At 70.6% G+C, this 20,974-nt stretch carries 20 protein-coding genes; 13 read left to right on the top strand and 7 right to left on the bottom strand.

From position 1 onward, the window contains the following. Window positions 1-17: 17 nt before the first annotated feature. Together ACZ7L9_RS01420 and ACZ7L9_RS01415 are read right to left on the bottom strand one after the other, a co-directional pair. On the bottom strand, window positions 18-740 hold the full coding sequence (locus ACZ7L9_RS01420; RefSeq protein ID WP_471411456.1) for a hypothetical protein: 723 nt from the start codon (window positions 738-740) through the stop codon (window positions 18-20). Between the two features lie 63 nt (window positions 741-803). Continuing rightward, the gene (locus ACZ7L9_RS01415) at window positions 804-2,129 is read right to left on the bottom strand and encodes a DUF2252 domain-containing protein (protein WP_471411454.1); all 1,326 of its coding nucleotides are present in this window, start codon (window positions 2,127-2,129) and stop codon (window positions 804-806) included. Window positions 2,130-2,296: 167 nt separating this feature from the next. On the opposite strand from ACZ7L9_RS01415, the gene dnaE reads away from it, so the two are divergent. After that, on the top strand, window positions 2,297-5,836 hold the full coding sequence (gene dnaE, locus ACZ7L9_RS01410; protein WP_471411452.1) for a DNA polymerase III subunit alpha: 3,540 nt from the start codon (window positions 2,297-2,299) through the stop codon (window positions 5,834-5,836). 98 nt (window positions 5,837-5,934) lie between these two features. On the opposite strand, the gene ACZ7L9_RS01405 is transcribed toward dnaE, so the two are convergent. After that, entirely contained in the window at window positions 5,935-6,114 is a 180-nt protein-coding gene (locus ACZ7L9_RS01405; RefSeq protein ID WP_471411450.1) for a hypothetical protein, read from the bottom strand. Window positions 6,115-6,339: 225 nt separating this feature from the next. On the opposite strand from ACZ7L9_RS01405, the gene ACZ7L9_RS01400 reads away from it, so the two are divergent. From ACZ7L9_RS01400 to ACZ7L9_RS01385, 4 genes are all read left to right on the top strand, one after another. Further along, complete coding sequence (locus ACZ7L9_RS01400; RefSeq protein WP_471411448.1) at window positions 6,340-7,614, top strand: NYN domain-containing protein; 1,275 nt, start codon at window positions 6,340-6,342, stop codon at window positions 7,612-7,614. 152 nt (window positions 7,615-7,766) lie between these two features. Beyond that, a complete protein-coding gene (locus tag ACZ7L9_RS01395) occupies window positions 7,767-8,741 on the top strand; it encodes an ABC transporter ATP-binding protein (protein ID WP_471412731.1) in 975 nt (324 codons plus the stop codon). A 121-nt stretch (window positions 8,742-8,862) separates the two neighbouring features. Continuing rightward, window positions 8,863-9,675 carry an ABC transporter permease gene (locus ACZ7L9_RS01390; protein ID WP_471412730.1) on the top strand — a complete coding sequence of 271 codons (813 nt, stop codon included), beginning with the start codon at window positions 8,863-8,865 and terminating at the stop codon, window positions 9,673-9,675. A 34-nt stretch (window positions 9,676-9,709) separates the two neighbouring features. Continuing rightward, window positions 9,710-10,462: an ABC transporter permease gene (locus tag ACZ7L9_RS01385; protein WP_471411446.1), complete on the top strand. Its 753-nt coding sequence runs from the start codon at window positions 9,710-9,712 to the stop codon at window positions 10,460-10,462. A gap of 216 nt (window positions 10,463-10,678) precedes the next feature. Here ACZ7L9_RS01385 and ybaK read toward each other — a convergent pair whose 3' ends face one another. The 4 genes from ybaK to ACZ7L9_RS01365 form a co-directional block, all read right to left on the bottom strand. Continuing rightward, a complete protein-coding gene (gene ybaK, locus ACZ7L9_RS01380) occupies window positions 10,679-11,182 on the bottom strand; it encodes a Cys-tRNA(Pro) deacylase (protein WP_471411444.1) in 504 nt (167 codons plus the stop codon). Between the two features lie 25 nt (window positions 11,183-11,207). Beyond that, window positions 11,208-11,951 (bottom strand): LON peptidase substrate-binding domain-containing protein, encoded by a 744-nt coding sequence (locus ACZ7L9_RS01375; protein WP_471411443.1) that lies wholly within the window; start codon window positions 11,949-11,951, stop codon window positions 11,208-11,210. 5 nt (window positions 11,952-11,956) lie between these two features. Further along, a complete protein-coding gene (locus tag ACZ7L9_RS01370) occupies window positions 11,957-12,994 on the bottom strand; it encodes a hypothetical protein (protein WP_471411441.1) in 1,038 nt (345 codons plus the stop codon). Window positions 12,995-13,305: 311 nt separating this feature from the next. Further along, entirely contained in the window at window positions 13,306-14,913 is a 1,608-nt protein-coding gene (locus tag ACZ7L9_RS01365; protein WP_471411439.1) for an oxidoreductase, read from the bottom strand. A gap of 139 nt (window positions 14,914-15,052) precedes the next feature. Here ACZ7L9_RS01365 and hisD point away from each other — a divergent pair, with 139 nt between their 5' ends. From hisD to hisF, 8 genes are read left to right on the top strand one after another with little or no spacing between them, the layout of a single operon-like run. Continuing rightward, window positions 15,053-16,375, top strand: a complete 1,323-nt coding sequence (hisD, locus tag ACZ7L9_RS01360; protein ID WP_471411438.1) for a histidinol dehydrogenase — start codon at window positions 15,053-15,055, stop codon at window positions 16,373-16,375. After that, window positions 16,372-17,520 (top strand): histidinol-phosphate transaminase, encoded by a 1,149-nt coding sequence (locus ACZ7L9_RS01355; protein ID WP_471411436.1) that lies wholly within the window; start codon window positions 16,372-16,374, stop codon window positions 17,518-17,520. The genes hisD and ACZ7L9_RS01355 overlap by 4 nt, the downstream gene beginning before the upstream one ends. After that, a complete protein-coding gene (gene hisB, locus ACZ7L9_RS01350) occupies window positions 17,517-18,119 on the top strand; it encodes an imidazoleglycerol-phosphate dehydratase HisB (RefSeq protein ID WP_471411434.1) in 603 nt (200 codons plus the stop codon). The genes ACZ7L9_RS01355 and hisB overlap by 4 nt, the downstream gene beginning before the upstream one ends. Next, window positions 18,116-18,283 carry a hypothetical protein gene (locus tag ACZ7L9_RS01345; protein WP_471411432.1) on the top strand — a complete coding sequence of 56 codons (168 nt, stop codon included), beginning with the start codon at window positions 18,116-18,118 and terminating at the stop codon, window positions 18,281-18,283. Before hisB ends, ACZ7L9_RS01345 begins: the two co-directional genes overlap by 4 nt. Window positions 18,284-18,319: 36 nt before the next feature. Further along, entirely contained in the window at window positions 18,320-18,961 is a 642-nt protein-coding gene (hisH, locus tag ACZ7L9_RS01340) for an imidazole glycerol phosphate synthase subunit HisH (protein WP_471412729.1), read from the top strand. Further along, window positions 18,961-19,686 carry a bifunctional 1-(5-phosphoribosyl)-5-((5-phosphoribosylamino)methylideneamino)imidazole-4-carboxamide isomerase/phosphoribosylanthranilate isomerase PriA gene (priA, locus tag ACZ7L9_RS01335; protein WP_383750135.1) on the top strand — a complete coding sequence of 242 codons (726 nt, stop codon included), beginning with the start codon at window positions 18,961-18,963 and terminating at the stop codon, window positions 19,684-19,686. The genes hisH and priA overlap by 1 nt, the downstream gene beginning before the upstream one ends. Beyond that, window positions 19,683-20,081 carry a RidA family protein gene (locus ACZ7L9_RS01330; protein WP_471411430.1) on the top strand — a complete coding sequence of 133 codons (399 nt, stop codon included), beginning with the start codon at window positions 19,683-19,685 and terminating at the stop codon, window positions 20,079-20,081. Before priA ends, ACZ7L9_RS01330 begins: the two co-directional genes overlap by 4 nt. Further along, on the top strand, window positions 20,078-20,833 hold the full coding sequence (gene hisF, locus ACZ7L9_RS01325) for an imidazole glycerol phosphate synthase subunit HisF (protein WP_471411428.1): 756 nt from the start codon (window positions 20,078-20,080) through the stop codon (window positions 20,831-20,833). The genes ACZ7L9_RS01330 and hisF overlap by 4 nt, the downstream gene beginning before the upstream one ends. The last annotated feature ends 141 nt before the right edge of the window (window positions 20,834-20,974 follow it).

The following is a 20,974-nucleotide window of genomic DNA, read 5'->3' as shown; positions in this document are numbered from 1 at the left end:
GTCAGGGATGTGCGTGCTCAGGCGATGGTGCAGGCCGAGCGCGGCGGTCCCCTCCGTCCCACGGAGTGCACGAGCAGACGGGCGTGGACGAGCAGGTGCGGGCCGTGTCCGGCGGGGCGCACCCTGCGGTGTCCGGAGTGGCGGGCCGTACCCACCACGGCGACCGCGGTCAGCAGCGGCCGGAACGCCAGTACGGCGACCGCGCCCAGCAGGCCGACGAGCGCGGACTCGCCCCGCCGGAGCCAGGCCGCGGCGAGCAGCCCGACCGTGACATGCGCGGCCAGCAGCAGCCACGGCACGGCGGGGCCGGGGGAGGCCAGCAGCGTGGCCGCCGTGTGCCCGGCGCCGGTCACCGAGGCGAGCGGGGTGCCGACATCGTCGGCCGGTGCCGCACCGGCGCCGATGTCACCGCCGCCGCACAGCACATCGACACCGACCGAGCGCAGCGGCCCTGCGATCGGGCCGCCGGCGGCGCCGTAACAGAGGTGCTGGCCGGTGGTGAACACGGTGTCGGCGGTCAGTTCCAGCGGGACCAGCAGCCCGGCGATCGCCCCGAAGCCGCGCTCCCGGCCGGCCAGCGCGTACGCCACGGCGAAGACCAGGCCGGCCAGCAGGGCGACGACGGTCAGCGGCAGCGAGACCTGGGAGAGCAGCACATGGGACCCGGCCGAGAGCGTCACGACGAGCGCTGTGAAAAGCGCCGCGCGAACGACTCTGAGCTGCGTCCCGGATACGTCCATCGTTGAGGAGTGTCGCATGTGAACCTGTCAGCTCCCCCCGAAGGGGGCCGCTCGTGCGGAGCGCTACAGTCCGGGGATCCGGCCGTTGCGGAAGAGGTCCACGAAGATCTGGTGGTCGGCGCGGGCCCGGGCGCCGTAGCTGTGGGCGAAGTCCACCAGCAGGCCGGCGAAGCCCTCCTCGTCCGCCGCGATCGCCGCGTCGATCGCCCGCTCCGTGGAGAACGGCACCAGTGAGTGGCCGCTCTCGTCGTCCGCCGCGGAATGCATCGTGGCCGTCGCCCGGCCGAGGTCGGCGACGACCGCGGCGATCTCCGCCGGATCGTCGATGTCGGACCAGTCCAGATCGACCGCGTACGGAGACACCTCGGCGACCAGCTGCCCGGCCCCGTCCAGCTCGGTCCAGCCGAGCCACGGGTCGGCGTGCGCCTGCAGGGCGCGCTGCGAGATGACCGTGCGGTGGCCCTCGTGCTGGAAGTACTCGCGCACGGCCGCGTCGGTGATGTGCCGGGAGACCGCGGGGGTCTGCGCCTGCTTGAGATAGATCACCACATCGTTCTCCAGGGCATCGCTGTTGCCCTCCAGAAGGACGTTGTACGAGGGCAGCCCGGCCGAACCGATGCCGATGCCGCGACGGCCGACGACATCCTTCACCCGGTACGAGTCGGGGCGGGCCAGGCTCGACTCCGGCAGCGTCTCCAGATAGCCGTCGAAGGCGTCCAGCACCTTGTAGCGCGTCGCCGCGTCCAGATCGATCGAGCCGCCGCCCGGCGCGAAGCGGCGCTCGAAGTCCCGGATCTCCGTCATCGAGTCCAGCAGCGCGAACCGGGTCAGCGACCGGGCGTCACGCAGCGCGTCCAGCAGCGGGCCCTCGGCCGTGTCGAGCGTGAAGGGCGGCACCTCGTCATTCTTCGCGCCCGTCGCCAGCGTGTGGATCCGCTCGCGGTAGGCCGCCGCGTAGATCCGGACCAGTTCGGTGATCTGGTCGTCGCCCAGTGCCTTCGCGTACCCGATCAGCGCGACGGAGGCGGCGAACCGCTTCAGGTCCCAGGTGAACGGGCCGACATACGCCTCGTCGAAGTCGTTCACATTGAAGATCAGCCGGCCGTTGGCATCCATGTACGTGCCGAAATTCTCCGCGTGCAGATCGCCGTGGATCCACACCCGGCCGGTCCGCTCGTCCAGGTACGGGCCGCCGTGCCGCTCCCGCTCCAGGTCGTTGTAGAACAGGCACGCCGTGCCCCGGTAGAAGGCGAACGCCGAGCCCGCCATCTTGCGGAACTTGACGCGGAAGGCAGCCGGATCGGCGGCCAGCAGCTCCCCGAACGCGGTGTCGAAGACCTCGAGAATCTGCTCCCCGCGCTGCGCCGCGCCGGTCTGCGCTTCCGACATCTCTGGGTGCCTCCTGGTACCTGACGTGCATGACAAAGGGGACGGCTTCTCCGCCCCTCCAACGCGCGACCGTACCCGGGAGTGCCCCTCGCCCTTCACCTCGGAGACGTAGACTTCCACGCTGTCCCCCCAGTCAGTCATCGCCCGTTTCCCGGAGGCACAGCGCCGTGACCAAGCCGCCCTTCACGCACCTTCACGTCCACACCCAGTACTCCCTGCTGGACGGTGCTGCGCGGCTCAAGGACATGTTCAACGCGTGCAATGAAATGGGCATGTCCCATATCGCGATGACCGACCACGGCAATCTGCACGGTGCCTACGACTTCTTCCATTCGGCGCAGAAGGCGGGCGTGACGCCGATCATCGGGATCGAGGCGTACGTCGCTCCGGAGTCGCGCAAGCACAAGCGGAAGATCCAGTGGGGCCAGCCGCACCAGAAGCGCGACGACGTCTCGGGTTCGGGTGGTTACACCCACAAGACGATCTGGGCGTCGAACGCGACGGGGCTGCACAACCTCTTCCGGCTCTCCTCGGACGCGTACGCCGAGGGCTGGCTGCAGAAGTGGCCCCGGATGGACAAGGAGACCATCGCTCAGTGGTCCGAGGGCCTGATCGCGTCCACCGGCTGCCCCTCGGGCGAAGTGCAGACCCGGCTGCGGCTCGGCCAGTTCGACGAGGCGGTCCAGGCGGCCTCCGACTACAAGGACATCTTCGGCGAGGGCAAGTACTTCCTGGAACTGATGGACCACGGCATCGAGATCGAGCGCCGGGTCCGTGACGGGCTCCTCGAAATCGGCAAGAAGCTGAAGATCCCGCCGCTGGTGACCAACGACTCGCACTACACCTACGCGCACGAGGCCACGGCCCACGACGCGCTGCTGTGCATCCAGACCGGCAAGAACCTCTCCGACCCGGACCGCTTCCGCTTCGACGGCACCGGCTACTACCTCAAGACGACCGACGAGATGTACGCCGTCGACTCCTCCGACGCCTGGCAGGAGGGATGCGCCAACACGCTGCTGGTCGCGCAGCAGATCGATACCAGCGGCATGTTCGAGAAGCGCGACCTGATGCCGAAGTTCGACATCCCGGACGGGTTCACGGAGATCACCTGGTTCCAGGAGGAAGTGCGGCGCGGGATGGAGCGCCGCTTCCCGGGAGGTGTCCCCGACGACCGGCAGAAGCAGGTCGAGTACGAGATGGACATCATCATCCAGATGGGGTTCCCGGGCTACTTCCTCGTGGTCGCCGACTTCATCATGTGGGCGAAGAACAACGGCATCGCGGTCGGTCCCGGCCGAGGTTCCGCAGCCGGTTCGATCGTGGCGTACGCGATGGGCATCACCGACCTCGACCCGATCGAGCACGGACTGATCTTCGAGCGGTTCCTCAACCCCGAGCGCGTCTCCATGCCCGATGTCGACATCGACTTCGACGAGCGCCGGCGCGTCGAAGTGATCAGGTACGTGACGGAGAAGTACGGCGCCGACAAGGTCGCCATGATCGGCACGTACGGCAAGATCAAGGCGAAGAACGCCATCAAGGACTCCGCCCGCGTCCTCGGCTACCCGTACGCGATGGGCGACCGGCTCACCAAGGCCATGCCCGCCGACGTCCTCGGCAAGGGCATCGACCTCAACGGCATCACCGACCCCAAGCACCCGCGCTACAGCGAGGCGGGCGAGATCCGGGGGATGTACGAGAACGAGCCGGACGTGAAGAAGGTCATCGACACCGCGAAGGGCGTCGAGGGCCTGGTCCGGCAGATGGGCGTGCACGCCGCGGGCGTGATCATGTCCAGCGAGCCGATCGTCGACCACGCCCCGATCTGGGTGCGGCACACCGACGGCGTCACCATCACGCAGTGGGACTACCCGCAGTGCGAGTCGCTCGGCCTGCTGAAGATGGACTTCCTGGGCCTGCGAAACCTGACCATCATGGACGACGCCGTGAAGATGGTGGAGTCCAACAAGGGCGTCAAGCTGGACCTGCTCGGCCTCCCGCTGGACGACCCCAAGACGTACGAGATGCTCTGCCGCGGTGACACGCTCGGCGTGTTCCAGTTCGACGGCGGCCCGATGCGCTCCCTGCTGCGCCAGATGCAGCCCGACAACTTCGAGGACATTTCCGCCGTCTCGGCCCTGTACCGGCCGGGTCCGATGGGCATGAACTCGCACACGAACTACGCCGAGCGCAAGAACGGCCGGCAGGAGATCACCCCGATCCACCCGGAGTTGGAGGAGCCCCTCAAGGAGGTCCTCGGCCTCACCTACGGCCTGATCGTGTACCAGGAGCAGGTGCAGAAGGCCGCCCAGATCGTCGCCGGCTACTCGCTCGGCGAGGCCGACATCCTGCGCCGCGTGATGGGCAAGAAGAAGCCCGAGGAACTGGCGAAGAACTTCGTCCTCTTCGAGGCGGGGGCCAAGGAGAAGGGCTTCTCCGACGCCGCGATCAAGGCCCTCTGGGACGTGCTGGTCCCGTTCGCCGGATACGCGTTCAACAAGGCGCACTCCTCCGCGTACGGCCTGGTCACCTACTGGACCGCGTATCTGAAGGCGAACTATCCCGCCGAGTACATGGCGGCGCTGCTGACCTCCGTCAAGGACGACAAGGACAAGTCGGCGGTCTATCTCAACGAGTGCCGCCGCATGGGCATCAAGGTGCTGCCGCCCAATGTGAACGAGTCGCTGTCGAACTTCGCGGCGCAGGGCGACGACGTGATCCTCTTCGGCCTGACGGCCGTCCGCAACGTGGGTCAGAACGTCGTCGACTCGATCATCCGGTGCCGCAAGGCGAAGGGGAAGTACAGCAGCTTCCCCGACTTCCTCGACAAGGTCGAGGCGGTCGTCTGCAACAAGCGCACCGTCGAATCGCTGATCAAGGCCGGCGCGTTCGACGAGATGGGCCACACCCGCAAGGGCCTGGTCGCCCACCACGAACCGATGATCGACAACGTGGTGCAGGTCAAGCGCAAGGAGGCCGAGGGGCAGTTCGACCTCTTCGGCGGGATGGGCGAGGAGGAGACCGACGAGCCGGGCTTCGGGCTCGACGTGGAGTTCTCCGACATCGAGTGGGAGAAGTCCTACCTGCTGGCCCAGGAGCGCGAGATGCTCGGCCTGTACGTCTCCGACCACCCGCTCTTCGGTCTGGAACACGTGCTGTCCGACAAGGCCGACTCCTCGATCTCGCAGCTGACCGGCGGGGAGCACTCCGACGGTGCCATCGTCACCGTCGGAGGCATCATCTCCGGCCTGCAGCGCAAGATGACCAAGCAGGGCAACGCCTGGGCCATCGCCACCGTCGAGGACCTGGCCGGATCCATCGAGTGCATGTTCTTCCCCGCCACCTACCAGTTGGTCTCCACCCAGCTCGTCGAGGACACCGTCGTCTTCGTCAAGGGACGCCTCGACAAGCGCGAGGACGTGCCCCGGCTCGTCGCCATGGAGATGCAGGTCCCCGACATCTCGTCGGCCGGCACCAACGCTCCCGTGGTCCTGACCATCCCCACCGTCAAGATCACCCCGCCGATGGTCAGCCGCCTCGGCGAGGTCCTCAGCAACCACCGGGGCGACACCGAGGTACGGATCAAGCTCCAGGGCCCCCGCAAGACGACGGTGCTCCGGCTCGACCGGCACCGGGTGAAGCCCGACCCGGCGCTCTTCGGTGACCTGAAGGTGCTGCTCGGGCCGTCCTGCCTGGCCGGCTGAGCAGGACCACGACCGCTGTACGAGAGGGGCGCTCCCGCGAAAACGGGCGCGCCCCTCTCGGTCACCCGGCCTGTGGCCGGACCGGAGATCCGCCCGGGTCAGTTGTGGCCGAAGCGCCGCTGGTGCTTACGGGCAACATCGGCAGGGCTGCCCTGGGCCTGCGACTGAGGCTGTATCTGCGACTCGTACGCGTTCGACTTGGTCTCTTCCGGACCGTGCTCCGGACCGGACGCGCGGGTCTGGCGGCTGCCCTGCTTGCGGTTCTTGTTCTTGGCCATGGTGTTCCTCCTGTGGGGACTCTCGGGGCCAGGACCGCGTTCAGATTCACATAACGATATAAAGCATGCATGTTGGATCATTACCGTGCGTAATGAGGGGGGTATCATGCGCCGTTTTCCCGATCCGCCACGCCGATGATCGAGTTCCGGCCGTCAACCCCTGCGCGGTCGGGCAGACTCGAAGGAAACCCTTGGCAAAGACCACACCCGAACTTCTGGAAGAGGGTGGAACGCGTGGACCGTTGCGTCGTCCTGGTGGACGCCGGCTACCTCCTGGGTGCAGCCGCGAGTCTGCTGGCCGGAGAGCCCGCCCGTTCCCGCATCACCGTCGACCACGCGGCCCTCATCCGGGGCCTGCGGGAGCTGGCCGAGGCCGATACGCAGCAGCCGCTGCTGCGGATCTACTGGTTCGACGGCGCCCCCGACCGCGTACCGCAGCCCGAGCACCGCAGACTGCGGGTGATGCCCCGGGTGACCGTCCGGCTCGGCGCTCTGACCCGCAGTGACGGGCGCTGGGCACAGAAGGGCGTCGACGCCGCGATGCACGCCGAGCTCACCGAACTGGCCAGGAACCGCGCCTGCTCCGACGTGGTGCTGGTGACCGGCGACGGCGATCTGCTGCCCGGACTGATGTCCGCCAAGGAACACGGCGTCGCCGTCCATCTGTGGGCCGTCCAGGCCGCCGACGGCGACTACAACCAGTCCGAGGACCTGGTCGCCGAGGCCGACGAACGAAGGGTGCTCGACCGGGCCTGGATCACCCAGGCCGTACAGGCCAAGGAGACCGGCGGCGTCTGCGCCCCACCGCCCGCGCCCCGCCCGGAGATCGCCGCGATCCTCTCCGCACCGCTGCCCGAGGCGGCCCTCGCCGCCTCCGCCGAGCGGGCTTCCGAGGCCCAGGCCGAGGAGGACACCAACGGCACCGTCCCCGCGCCGGCGGAGAGCACCACCACTCCCGCCGACCGGCCCGGCCCCGGCGGAAGGGGCGTCCCCACCCCCAAGGACCTGGCGGGCAGCCTGCGCGGCCCCGGCACCCAGGCCGTCCAGCCCGCGCCCGCCAACGCGACCCTGCGCTGGTCCTCCGACAAGGGCTGGATGGACCGCGGCGGACTGGGCGAGCCCGCCGAAACCGCGTCCCTCCCGACACTGGCCCAGCTCACCAGCGCCGAGCAGCGCTGGGCGGACCGCGAGGAGGACATCACCACCGTCGGCGGCGACCCCTTCGAGGTGGGCCAGGTCTTCGCCCGCCGCTGGATGGAGCGGCTGCCGGAGACCACTCATCTGCAGAAGCTGTCGACCATGTACCCGCGCATCCCGCACCGCATCGACGGCGAACTCCTGCGGTACGCGGCACGGTTCGGCCTCCTCGCCCACAAGGACGACCAGATCGACGAGCACGACCGTTACGCGATCCGGGCGGGATTCTGGCGGGAGATCGACGTACGGGCCGCGGCCGAACACACCCCCGTGACGGAGCGGACGGGTCCGTCCGCCGACTGACGCCCCGGCGGGCCCGCGGGCGGGAACCCGGTCGGAGATCGCCCCACCGGTGCCCGGCCGCCCGGCCCCGGGCACGATACGGGGCATCCGACCCCGTACTCTCGTACCTCGTGAGTACGGGCACAGCACAGGCGCAGACGGCGACCGGAACCGTGTGCGCGGTGCGTGATCTGGTCAAGACCTATCCCGCCGCCCGCGGCCGCCGCGGTGCGCCCGGCACCCCCGAGGTGCGCGCCACCGACGGGATCAGCCTGGATGTGCGGCGCGGCGAGATCTTCGGACTGCTCGGCCCCAACGGCGCCGGAAAATCCACCCTCGTGCGGCAGCTCACCGGGCTGATGCGGCCCGACTCCGGCAGCGTCACCGTGCTGGGCCACGATCTCGTGCGCCACCCCGAGCGGGCCGCCCGGCTGATCGGGTACCTCGGCCAGGAGTCCACCGCCCTCGACGAACTGACCGTGTCGCTCGCCGCCGAGACCACCGGACGGCTGCGCGGCCTGCCGGTACGGGACGCCCGCGCCGAGCGCGACGCCGTACTCGACGAACTCGGCCTCACCGAGATCGCGGCACGTCCCCTGAAGAAGCTCTCCGGCGGACAGCGGCGGCTCGCCTGCTTCGCCGCCGCGCTGGTCGGCGAGCGGCCGGTGCTGGTGCTGGACGAGCCGACGACCGGGATGGATCCCGTCGCGCGGCGCGCCGTCTGGGCCGCCGTGGACCGGCGCCGGGCCGAACGCGGCGCGACGGTGCTGCTCGTCACCCACAACGTCATCGAGGCCGAGACGGTCCTTGACCGGGTCGCCGTGATCGAACGCGGCCGGGTCATCGCCTGCGACACGCCGACCGGGCTCAAGGAGCGGGTCGCGGGCGAGGTCCGGGTCGAGCTGGTGTGGCGGGAACGGGCGCCCCTGGACGTACCCGAAGTGGCCGCGCTTCGCGGCTCGGCCCAGGAGTCCGGGCGTCGCTGGGTGCTGCGGCTCGGCCCCGACGACGCACGGGCGGCGGTCGCCGCCGTGACCGGCGGCGCGGCCTTCGCGGCACTCGACGACTTCACGCTGGCGAGGCCGAGCCTGGAGGACGTCTACCTCGCGCTCGGCGGGGACGCGGCCAAGGGACTGGTGAAGGCATGACCGGGGTGATCGGGGCGCGCGGGGCGACCGGGACGAGTGGGGCTGCCGGGCGCGCGTGCGTGGCTCCGCAGGGAACGAACAGGAGCAGCGCCAGGTGACGAGCATCGTTCCCGCACAGGCGGTGACCGGACCCGTCCGGACCGCCGATGACGGCCGGGCCGGTCATGAGGAGGCCGCTGCCGCACCGCTCGCGCCGCGGGCCCGGCTGTTCCCCTCGCTCGCGGCCGTCTACCGCGCCCAGCTGTCCCGGGCCAGGGTCGCCCGTATCCCGCTGCTCTTCGTCGCGACCTTCCAGTCCGTCGGGATCATGGTGCTGATGCGCGGGGTCGTCGACGGCGGCTCCGAGGCGCGGGCCGTCGTCGCCGGTTCCAGCGTCCTCGTGGTGGCCTTCGTCGCGCTCAACCTGCTCGCCCAGTATTTCGGGCAACTGCGGGCCGGCGGCGGGCTCGACCACTACGCGACCCTGCCGGTGCCGCCCGCCGCCGTGGTGCTCGGCGCGGCGGGAGCGTACGCCTCCTTCACCGTGCCCGGCACGATCGTCACGGCCGTGGCGGGGAGCGTGCTGTTCGGACTGCCGCTGACGCATCTGTGGGTGCTCGTCGTCGTCATCCCGCTCTCCGGGGCGGCGCTCTCCGGGCTCGGCGCGGCGCTGGGACTGCTCGCCCCCCGGCAGGAGCTGGCCACCCTGCTCGGGCAGCTGGGCATGTCGGCGGCGCTGCTGCTCGGCATCCTGCCGCCCGACCGGCTGCCCGCGCCGATCGGCTGGGCCCGCGATCTGCTGCCCTCGACGTACGGTGTCGAGGCGCTCTCGCGGTCCTTCGACGCGCACCCCGACTGGGCGGTCGTCGCGCTGGATCTCGCGGTCTGTGCCGTTGTCGGCGTCCTCTCGCTGGCCGTGGCCACCTGGGCGTACCGCAGGGCAGCGGTCCGGTGAGGCGCGGCAGAGGTACGCCTGGCACGATGGCACGGTGACAGCACCTCTGACGCCGCCGCACCAGCCCTCGTCCAACGGCCCCTGGCAGACCCCTGCGAAATGGGGTGGGCCCGGTGGTCCTGGTGGCCCCGGCTCCGGGGCCACCTCGGTGGAGTCCCAGGGGGAGAACGACCGCGGGTCGGATCTGTGGCGGGCCGCTGTCGTCACCGTGCTCGTGACCGTCGCCGGCGTCGGGCTCGGACTCCTCTGGGTGTGGCTGGCCCCGCGGGTTCCGCTGATCTCCGACGGCACGGCCGTCTTCCTCAGCGACAGCGAGGGCGAGGAGGCGATCGGCGCCGACGGTACGTTCGTGCTGCTCGCGCTGGCTTTCGGCGCGCTCTCCGCGGCGCTGGTCTTCTGGTTCCAACGGCGCGGCGGCATCGCCCTCGTGGTGGGGCTCGCGCTGGGCGGGCTGTTCGGTTCGCTGCTGGCCTGGCGGCTCGGGGTGTGGCTCGGACCGAACCAGGACGTGGTCGCGCACGCGCGGGCGGTCGGCAAGGGGGTGGTCTTCGACGCGCCGCTTCGGCTGCGGGCGAATTGGGCCGCGTTGCTGGTGTGGTCGATCGGGGCGATGGCGGTTCATCTGGGGCTGACCGCGTTGTTCGGGCCGCGGGATCCGGAGCCGGAGTGGGGGGCGTTTGCGGGGTGGGCCTCGGGTGGGCCCGTGCCGGGGGCGGGTCCGGGAGCGGCGTCCGGTGGTTCGGGTGCGGGTGGGGATGTGCCGCCGGTGCCACCGGCCGGGTCTTAGAGGAGCTCACAAAATGGGAGTCCGATCAGCTCGCGGCGTCTGGTGCGTGCGATCGCAAGGCGCTGGAAGGTCCTTGTAGCGGAGCTACTAGGGCGTTTCGGCAACGCAGCGAGCGTGCGTGCCAGACGCCGCGAGCCGGACGCCCATTTTGTGAGCTCCTCTTAGGGCGCGGGGCGCGGTGGGGGGCGGCCAGGAGGACCGCAGGATGGGACGGGCCTACCCCCGGCCGATCTCCGCGAACACCGCCCCCGTCAGCGACGCCAGGTCCACAGGGGACAGTTCGACCTCCAGGCCGCGTCGGCCCGCCGAGACGCAGATGGTCTCGTGGGACCGTGCCGACGCGTCCAGCACCGTACGCAGCCGCTTCCGCTGGCCCAGGGGCGAGATGCCGCCCCGTACGTAGCCGGTGGTGCGTTCCGCCGCTGCGGGGTCGGCCATCGTGGCCCGTTTGCCGCCCACCGCGGAGGCCAGCGCCTTGAGGTCGAGGGAGCCGGCCACCGGGACGACCGCCACGGTGAGGGTGCCGTCCACCTCCGCGACCAGGGTCTTGAAGACCCGGTCGGGGGAGACGCCCAGGGCCTCGGCCGCCTCCTCGCCGTAGGAGGCCGACGCCGGGTCGTGGTCGTAGGAGTGGACGGTGAACGCCGTGCCGGTCGCGGTCAGCGCGACCGTCGCCGGGGTGCCGCCGGGCTGTTGCTGCTTCTTCGGCTTCTTCGCCACGGGGGAGGGTCCTCGGGTGGGCCGGTCAGTTCGGGTGGATGGGGGGACGCGTCAGGTCGGCCGCGGGCAAGGACGGCAGATGCCGGATGACGGCGGTCTCGGAACGCAGCAGCGTCAGTTCCTCGCGCAGCCGGGTCGCGGTGTCGGGTGCCTGGAGCAGCCGTTGCTTCGACGGGATGTCGAGTACGGCGGCCGCCGCGACCAGGTACGAGACGACGGAGGGGTCGTCGGGCAGGTTCGCGCCCGTCGTCAGGGACCGTTCGCTCGCCCCGGCCAGCCGCTTCTGGTAGCTGCGGAAGGCCCGCAGGACGCCCTCGGCGAGTGCGCCCGCCTCCTCGCCGGGTTCCTCTTCCAGCTCGTCGAGTTCGGCCGTCAGATAAGGGCCGCTCGCGTCCACGGAGAGCAGCTTGGCCCGGGTGGTGCCGGTCGCGAGGACCTCGAAGCTGCCGTCCGGCCGTTCCCGGATCTTTGCCGCGTCGGCGATGCAGCCGACCCGATGGAAGGTCTGGATCGGGTCGGGGCCGAAGCCGTCCGCGGGGCCGCGCTCGACGGGGGTGCTCGTCGGATCCGGCATTCCGGCGGCCGTCGGGGCGATCTCGTGGCCGTCGCGGATCGCGACCACGGCGAAGCGGCGGGGCTGGTCGTCGTCGGTCTTCAGCAGCTCGCGCATCATGGCGCGATAACGCTCTTCGAAGACGTTGAGCGGCAGCACGAGGCCGGGGAACAGCACCGCGTTCAGCGGGAACAGAGGCAGGTGAGCGGTGGTCACAACGGTCAAGCGTAATGGCCGCGGGGCCGGCCCCGGTCGGCCCGTCCCGGCAAAGTTGTCACACAGGCCACCCGGAGCCGCGCGTCGTTCCTCGCGTCGAGGAACCGGCCGAGCGGATCGTCGGAGACGGACGACCACGGGAACGACGCCGCGTGGGGTCCGATCCGCCGGAACTGTTCCAGCGCCTCGCCCCAGCGGCCCCGGGCGACCAGCACGAACGCCAGCAGGTTGCGGACCTCGGCGGGCCAGGGGTCGCCGGGCGCGAACGAGGCGGACAGGGTGATGGCCAGATCCGCCGCCGCGTCGATCCGTTCCTCCCGCACCGAGGTGGTACGGGCGTGTGGCCCCTCGATCAGCAGGGCGAAGGCGGCCCGCAGCGGCAGCGCCTGCACCAGCGAGCCGGGCAGCGAGTCCTCGGCGGCCCGCTCGGCGAAGTCGAAGCATTCGCGGTGCGAGCCGTACCAGGCGGCGGAGAGGTAGCGCAGCGCCGCGACATGGCAGCCGAAGTGGTGCGAGGAGCGCTGGATCGCCTGCTCCCACAGCGCCTCGAAGGTGGTGTGCGTGGCATGGGTGCCGCGCGCGTGGTCGAGCGCGAGCCGCCAGGGCACCGGGTCGCGCGGATCGCTCTCGGCCGCCGCGGTGATCAGCGGCCCCACCTCGCGCAGTTGCTCGGCCCGGACGGGCGACTCCCAGGCCCGGCGGACCGCCAGTTCCGCCTTGACGAGCAGCGCGTCCGGGTCGTGCGGCGCGGCGTCGAGCCAGTCGGTCAGCCAGCCGTCGCGGTTGCGGGCGAACGTGACGAGCCGGCCGAGGTACCGGTCCCGGTTCTCCCACTCGGCGCCGTCCCGGGTGGTGGCGAGGAGTTTCGCGGCCGGTTCGTACTCCCCGGCGGCGGCGGCGACGAGCGCCGGGGAGAGCCGCTCGTCGGGGGCGTCGAGCAGCACCACGTCGTCCGCGGGCAGTCCGGCGGACCCCTGCGGGGAGCGCCGGATCATGCGCGCGGTACGGAGCAGAGCGCGAAGGAATGGCATGGTGCAGACCATTGAAAAGCGCTGGTCGGGACGGCGCCAGAGGGGCACTGTGAAGCTTTGGTGCCGAGTGAATGGGTTGTATCGAACTTGGTCAATAAAAAGCAAAGGAAGGCCGGGAATCCGGCTTGTTCCTGTTGATCCGGCGAGACGTTTCCGGTACTTCGCTCGCGGCTCGGCCGGTCGTTCGACCGTGGCCTCCGCCGTGACGGCCATGGCGGAGGCCGCCGCGAAGGCCGCGGCCGAGGCAACCGTGACGGCCGCCCCGCGACACGCCTCGGGGTGGCCGGGCTGCCGCCCGAAGTCCCGGTCGTGGCCGGATCCGGTCAGCCCCGGCGCAGCAGCCGGGACGCGCCGGCCGCGACCGTCGTGGCCAGTATCCAGCCGAGCAGGATGAGCACGGCCGACCCCCACTGCCAGCCGCCCTCCATCCGCCAGTAACCGTCCTGACCGAGATTGATCACCGGCACCAGCAGGTCGAGCGCGTACAGTGCCGGGTTCCACAGCGGGTGCTCATCCTGTTTGATCGCCGCCGGGACGTGCCGGGAGAAGGCCAGCGCGCCTGCCGCCCACAGCACCGCCATCCACACCGCGGCCCGCCCCGGCCGGTAGCCGTACGCCACCGTCCAGTCCTGCAGGAAGCCCCAGAGCTTCGCGGCGGGCGGCAGCGTCTCGCGCCGCCGCCGCTGCTTGGCCAGCAGCACCTCTCGGGCGTCCGCGTCCTCCCCGCAGTTGCGCAGTACCGTCGCGAGGCGCTCGTACGGCTCCGGTACGTACTCCGGGGTCGCCGCCGCCACCCACTCCAGGCGCCGGGAGAGCGGGAAGTGTCCGTACGGGACGAGGTTCTCGTAGACGAAACCGCCCATCGCCAGACCGCCGGGCCCAGGCCAGCTGGTGGACACATCGATCAGTGTGACGACCTTCGCGCCGTTCAGCACGACCCGGCCCTCCTCCGGCCGCTCCGCGTTGAACCGCAGCTCCGGGGTGACGATCCGGCGCAGCGACAGCTCCTCGTGCCTGGCCAGTACGAACCGTGCCTTGTGCAGATCGACCGCGTCGCCGAACCGTCCGTCGTCCAGGCGCACTCCGCCGCGGCAATCGAAGATCTGCGAACGCGTCCCGCGCGCCGGGGTCGGGGTCGGGGCCATGACGATGCCGTACGGGGGAGTGGTGCCCTGGATCCCCGTGTCGATGCTGACCCACGCCTCGCTCATGTACAGCGTCCGCTCGACCGTCAACTGCGGGGCGTTCAGCGCGCGTCGGCCCTCCCTGCCGCGCAGCCGGCTGCCGCGCAGACTCAGCGAACCGCCGACCTTCGCCCCGCGCAGGCTCAGCTCGCCGCGCGCCTCGATCAGCTCCGCCTGGAGGTCCTGGGCGACCGCCAGCCCGTCGGCGGCCAGGGCGCGCCCGCCCCGGTCCGGCCCGATCTCGATCTGGTTGATCAGCAGATCGGTGCCGATCTGGGCGTCGGTGAGCCGGATCCCGCGCTTGACGCGGCAGCGTGGCAGATGCAGATCGCCCTCGGTGCGCAGCCGGGCCGCCTCCAGTCTCGGCATCGCGCAGCCGACGATCCGCAACGTCGTGAAATGGCATTCGGGCAGCACCACCTCGTTCTCGAAGCGGCAGCCGGTCAGCTCGACGTACGGCGCGACGCGCCCGCCCGCGAGATCGAGTGTCCCGGTGATCCGTACGCCCCGGAGCTTCAGCGCGGCGACCCGGCCGGGCCGCGGTGGCGGTCCGGCCAGCAACAGCCGGGCGACGACGCGCCCGTCGACACTGCGCTCCGGTCCCCAGACGCGCGGCGCGAACGGATCGTCCCGCGCTGGGTCGCGGGCGCGCAGATCGTAGGTGCTGCCGTTCCGGAAGGCCTGCCACATGCCCAGCTCGGCCGCGCTGAGACCGTCCGGAAAATCGCCGTCGTGCGGTTCGGTCACGGGGTGCCCCTTCCGCTCGGAGCTGTTCTTCCCGCTGGGTGACGACGTGAACGCTATTGGTCAGCAGTGACACCCGGGAGATGTATCAGCCAGTGATACGGGCGACCGGACGCCGCGGGCGGTCTGCGAGAATTGCGGTGTGATCTCTCGAATCGATCTGCGCGGCGATGTCCTCCCCGAGGGTGGAGACCTGCGCGACCTGCTGCCCCGTGCCGAGTTCGACGTGGAAGCCGCCCTGGAGACGGTGCGGCCCATCTGCGAGGACGTACGCCATCGTGGCTCGGCGGCAGTGATCGAGTGGGGGGAGAAATTCGACGGCGTACGGATCGACTCGGTCCGCGTTCCGGCCGCGGCGATCGCCGAGGCGCTGGAGGGGCTCGACCCCGCCGTACGGGCCGCGCTGGAGGAGTCGATCCGCCGCGCCCGCCTCGTCCACCGCGAGCAGCGCCGAACCACGCACACCACCCAGGTCGTCCCCGGTGGCACCGTCACCGAGAAGTGGGTGCCGGTCGAGCGCGTCGGGCTGTACGTACCGGGCGGGCGCTCCGTCTACCCGTCGTCCGTCGTCATGAACGTCGTACCGGCCCAGGAGGCGGGTGTCGAGGGCATCGCCGTCGCGTCCCCGCCGCAGAAGGGCTTCGGTGGTCTGCCGCACCCGACCATCCTCGCCGCCTGCGCCCTGCTCGGCGTCGACGAGGTGTACGCCGCGGGCGGCGCCCAGGCCGTCGCGATGTTCGCGTACGGAACAGCCGAATGCCTTCCGGTGAACCTCGTCACCGGCCCCGGCAACATCTATGTCGCCGCCGCCAAGCGCCTCCTCAAGGGCCGGATCGGCATCGACGCCGAGGCGGGCCCCACCGAGATCGCGATCCTCGCCGACTCCACCGCCGACCCGGTGCACGTCGCCGCCGACCTGATCAGCCAGGCCGAGCACGACCCGATGGCCGCCGCCGTCCTCGTCACCGACTCCGAGGAGCTGGCCGCCGCCACCGAGGCCGAGCTGAAGCCGCAGGTCGCCGCGACCAAGCACGTCACCGACCGGATCGAGCCCGCGCTGGCCGGCCGCCAGTCCGCGATCGTCCTGGTCAACGACCTGGAGGACGGCCTCAAGGTCGTCGACGCGTACGCCGCCGAGCACCTGGAGATCCAGACCGCCGACGCCGCCGCCGTCGCCGACCGGGTACGCAACGCCGGAGCGGTCTTCGTCGGCCCGTGGGCCCCGGTCTCGCTCGGCGACTACTGCGCCGGCTCCAACCACGTCCTGCCCACCGGCGGCTGCGCCTGCCACTCCTCGGGCCTCTCGGTGCAGTCCTTCCTGCGCGGCATCCACATCGTCGACTACACCCGCGACGCGCTCGCCGAGGTCACCCACCATGTCGTGACCCTCGCCGAGGCGGAGGACCTCCCCGCCCACGGCGCCGCGCTCAAGGCCAGGTTCGGCGGAGAGGTTCCACAGCAGTGACGCACAGCAACACCCCTCGCAAGGCCACCCGCAGCGACGAGCTCCCGATCCGCGACGAACTGCGCGGCAAGTCCCCGTACGGGGCCCCGCAGCTCGACGTACCGGTTCGGCTGAACACCAACGAGAACCCGTACCCGCTGCCCGACGCGCTCGTGGACCGGATCGCCGAGCGTGTCCGCGAGGCCGCCCGCGGCCTCAACCGCTACCCCGACCGGGACGCCGTCGAACTCCGTACGGAACTGGCCCGCTACCTCAGCCGCACCGCCGGCCACGAGGTCGCCCTCGCCAACGTGTGGGCCGCCAACGGCTCCAACGAGGTGCTCCAGCAGCTGCTCCAGACCTTCGGCGGCCCGGGACGTACCGCGATCGGCTTCGAGCCCTCGTACTCCATGCACGCCCTCATCGCGCGAGGCACGGGCACCGGCTGGATCTCCGGACCGCGCAACGAGGACTTCACCATCGACGTCGACGCGGCCCGGAAGGTCATCGCCGAGCACCGGCCCGACGTCGTCTTCATCACCTCGCCCAACAACCCCACCGGCACCGCCGTGGACGCCGACACCGTCCTCGCGCTGTACGAGGCGGCCCAGGCCGCCAAGCCGTCGATGGTCGTCGTCGACGAGGCGTACGGCGAGTTCAGCTACCATGCCTCACTGCTCCCGCTGATCGAGGGCCGGCCGAACATGGTGCTCTCGCGCACCATGTCGAAGGCGTTCGGCGCCGCCGGGCTGCGCCTCGGCTACCTCGCCGCCGACCCCGCCGTCGTCGACGCGGTCCAGTTGGTGCGGCTGCCGTACCACCTGTCCTCCGTCACCCAGGCCACCGCGCTCGCCGCCCTGGAGCACACCGATACGCTGCTCGGATACGTCGCCCAGCTCAAGAGCGAGCGCGACCGGATCGTCACGGAGCTGCGCGCGCTCGGCTACGACGTCACCGACTCGGACGCCAACTTCGTCCAGTTCGGCCGCTTCGCCGACAGCCACACCGCCTGGCAGCGGATCCTCGACCGGGGCGTCCTGGTCCGGGACAACGGCGTACCGGGATGGCTGCGGGTCTCCGCGGGCACCCCGGCAGAGAACGACGCGTTCCTCGATGCGGTACGCACGCTTGTAAATGAGATCGCCAAGAAGGAGCACGACGCATGACTCGCGCGGCCCGCGTAGGAAGAGTCGAACGCACCACCAAGGAAACCTCGGTCCTCGTCGAGATAAACCTCGACGGAACCGGCAAGGTCGAGGTGTCGACCGGGGTCGGCTTCTACGACCACATGCTCGACCAGCTCGGCCGGCACGGGCTCTTCGACCTCACGGTCAAGACCGACGGCGATCTGCACATCGACTCGCACCACACCATCGAGGACACCGCCCTCGCGCTCGGCGCCGCGTTCAAGCAGGCACTCGGCGACAAGGTCGGCATCTACCGCTTCGGCAACTGCACCGTCCCGCTGGACGAGTCGCTGGCCCAGGTCACCGTCGACCTTTCGGGCCGCCCTTACCTGGTGCACACCGAGCCCGAGAACATGGCGCCCATGATCGGCTCGTACGACACGACGATGACCCGGCACATCCTGGAGTCCTTCGTCGCCCAGGCGCAGATCGCCCTGCACGTCCACGTGCCGTACGGGCGCAACGCCCATCACATCGTGGAGTGCCAGTTCAAGGCGCTCGCCCGTGCCCTGCGCTACGCCAGTGAGCACGACCCGCGGGCCGCCGGAATCATTCCCTCCACGAAGGGTGCGCTGTGACCGGCCTCAGCACCGTACTGATAGTCGTCGGCCTCTTCCTGGCAGGCGGCGTCTATTCCTTCTCGAAGCAGAAGATGCCCAGGGGCGTCATCGTCCTGCTCGGTATCGGGTCCGTGATGTGCCTGGTCGCGGGCGTCATGCGGATCCAGGGACTCTGGGACTGAGGTAGGACTGTGAGCGACAAGACGAGTGACAAGAGGTTGGGCGGCAAGAAGAAGGTCGTCGTCTTCGACTACGGCTTCGGCAACGTCCGCTCCGCCGAGCGGGCCCTCGCCCACGTCGGTGCGGATGTCGAGATCACCCGCGACTACGAGAAGGCGATGAACGCCGACGGGCTGCTGGTGCCCGGTGTCGGCGCGTTCTCCGCCTGCATGGAGGGGCTGAAGAAGGCCCGCGGCGAATGGATCATCGGCCGCAGGCTGGCCGGCGGCCGCCCCGTCATGGGCATCTGCGTCGGTATGCAGATCCTCTTCGAGCGCGGCATCGAGCACGGCGTTCAGACGGAGGGGCTGGACGAATGGCCCGGTACCGTCGCACCGCTGAAGGCCCCGATCGTCCCGCACATGGGCTGGAACACCGTGCGGTCCCCCGAGGACTCCCAGCTCTTCGCAGGTCTCGACCCCGAGGCCCGGTTCTACTTCGTGCACTCCTACGCAGTGCACGACTGGAGCCTGGAGGTCACCAACGCCAAGATCCGCGCGCCCCGGGTCACCTGGGCCACCCACGGCGAGCCGTTCGTCGCGGCCGTGGAGAACGGCGCCCTGTGGGCCACCCAGTTCCACCCCGAGAAGTCCGGCGACGCCGGCGCCCAGCTGCTGACCAACTGGATTGAGACGCTGTAATGCCGAAGCTTGAACTCCTCCCCGCCGTCGACGTCCGCGACGGCCAGGCCGTCCGCCTCGTCCACGGCGAGTCCGGTTCCGAGACCTCCTACGGCGACCCGCTGCAGGCCGCTCTCGCCTGGCAGCAGGCGGGTGCCGAATGGCTGCATCTCGTCGACCTGGACGCCGCGTTCGGCACCGGTGACAACAGGGCGCAGATCGCCGAGGTCGCCCGCTCCATGGACATCAAGGTCGAGCTCTCCGGCGGCATCCGCGACGACGCCTCGCTCGCCGCCGCCCTCGCCACCGGCTGCACCCGGGTCAACCTCGGCACCGCCGCCCTGGAGACCCCGGAGTGGGTCGCCAAGATCATCGCCGAGCACGGTGACAAGATCGCCGTCGGCCTCGACGTCCGCGGCACGACGCTGCGCGGCCGCGGCTGGACCCGCGACGGCGGCGACCTCTACGAGACGCTCGCCCGCCTCGACTCCGAGGGCTGCGCCCGTTACGTCGTCACCGACATCGCCAAGGACGGCACGCTCCAGGGCCCCAACCTGGAGCTCCTGAAGAACGTCTGCGCCGCCACCGACAAGCCCGTCGTCGCCTCCGGCGGCGTCTCCTCGCTGGACGACCTGCGGGCCATCGCCTCGCTCGTCCCGGCGGGCGTCGAGGGCGCGATCGTCGGCAAGGCGCTGTACGCGAAGGCGTTCACCCTCGAAGAAGCGCTGCAGGTGGTCTCCGGATGAGCGATTCCGTCAACCGCATCTCCTCAGGTGCCCCCTGGGAGGAGAAGTTCGGCTACTCCCGCGCGGTCGAGCTGCCGAACGGCCTCGTCCTGGTGGCGGGTTGCACGTCGGTGGAGAACGGACAGATCTCCGCGGGCGGCCCGTACGAGCAGACCGTCACCTCCTTCAAGGTCGCCTTCGACGCGCTGAAGCAGCTCGGTCTGGGCCGTGAGGACGTCGTCCGCACCCGGATGTACGTCACGCACGCCCGGGACGTGGACGAGGTCGGCCGCGCCCACAAGGAACTCTTCGACGATGTCCGCCCCGCGGCTTCGATGATCATCGTGTCCGGTCTGGTGGACCCGAGCCTGGTCGTCGAGGTCGAGGTCGAGGCCTACCGGGCAGGTGCGCGATGACTCTCGCGGTACGCGTCATTCCGTGCCTGGACGTCGACCGGGGCCGGGTCGTCAAGGGCGTCAACTTCCAGAACCTGCGCGACGCGGGCGACCCCGTCGAGATGGCGAAGCTGTACGACGCCGAGGGCGCCGACGAGCTGACCTTCCTGGACATCACCGCGTCCAGCGGCGACCGGGAGACCACCTACGACGTGGTGCGCCGCACCGCCGAGCAGGTCTTCATCCCGCTCACCGTCGGCGGCGGCGTCCGTACCGCCGACGACGTCGACAAGCTGCTGCGGGCCGGCGCGGACAAGGTCGGCGTCAACACCGCGGCCATCGCCCGCCCCGACCTCATCCGGGAGATCGCCGAGCGCTTCGGCCGTCAGGTCCTGGTGCTCTCCGTGGACGCCAGGCGCACCCCCGCGGGCACCTTCGAGGTCACCACGCACGGCGGCCGCAAGGGCACCGGCATCGACGCCGTCGAATGGGCACACCGGGCCGCCGAGTTGGGCGCGGGCGAGATCCTGCTCAACTCCATGGACGCCGACGGCACCAAGGACGGCTACGACACCGAGATGATCGCGGCGGTACGGCAGCACGTGACCGTCCCCGTCATCGCCTCCGGCGGCGCGGGCCGGCTCGCGGACTTCGCACCGGCCATCGCGGCGGGGGCCGACGCGGTGCTCGCCGCGTCCGTCTTCCACTTCGGCGATCTGCGGATCTCCGAGGTCAAGGGCGCGCTCAGGGAGGCCGGACACCCGGTGCGCTGACCCGCGTACTCATCGATCGCCGGACGGAGCCGATTTTTCGGCCTCGTCCGGCGATCGCCGTTTTGCGGGCTGTCTTCGCTCCGACCGCGGCAACACCACCCCCGTGATCCCACAACTTTTATTGCGCAATAAAGATTGCGC

Source organism: Streptomyces sp. NPDC111516, assembly GCF_055635345.1.
This window is presented reverse-complemented; position numbering and strand designations above follow the sequence as displayed.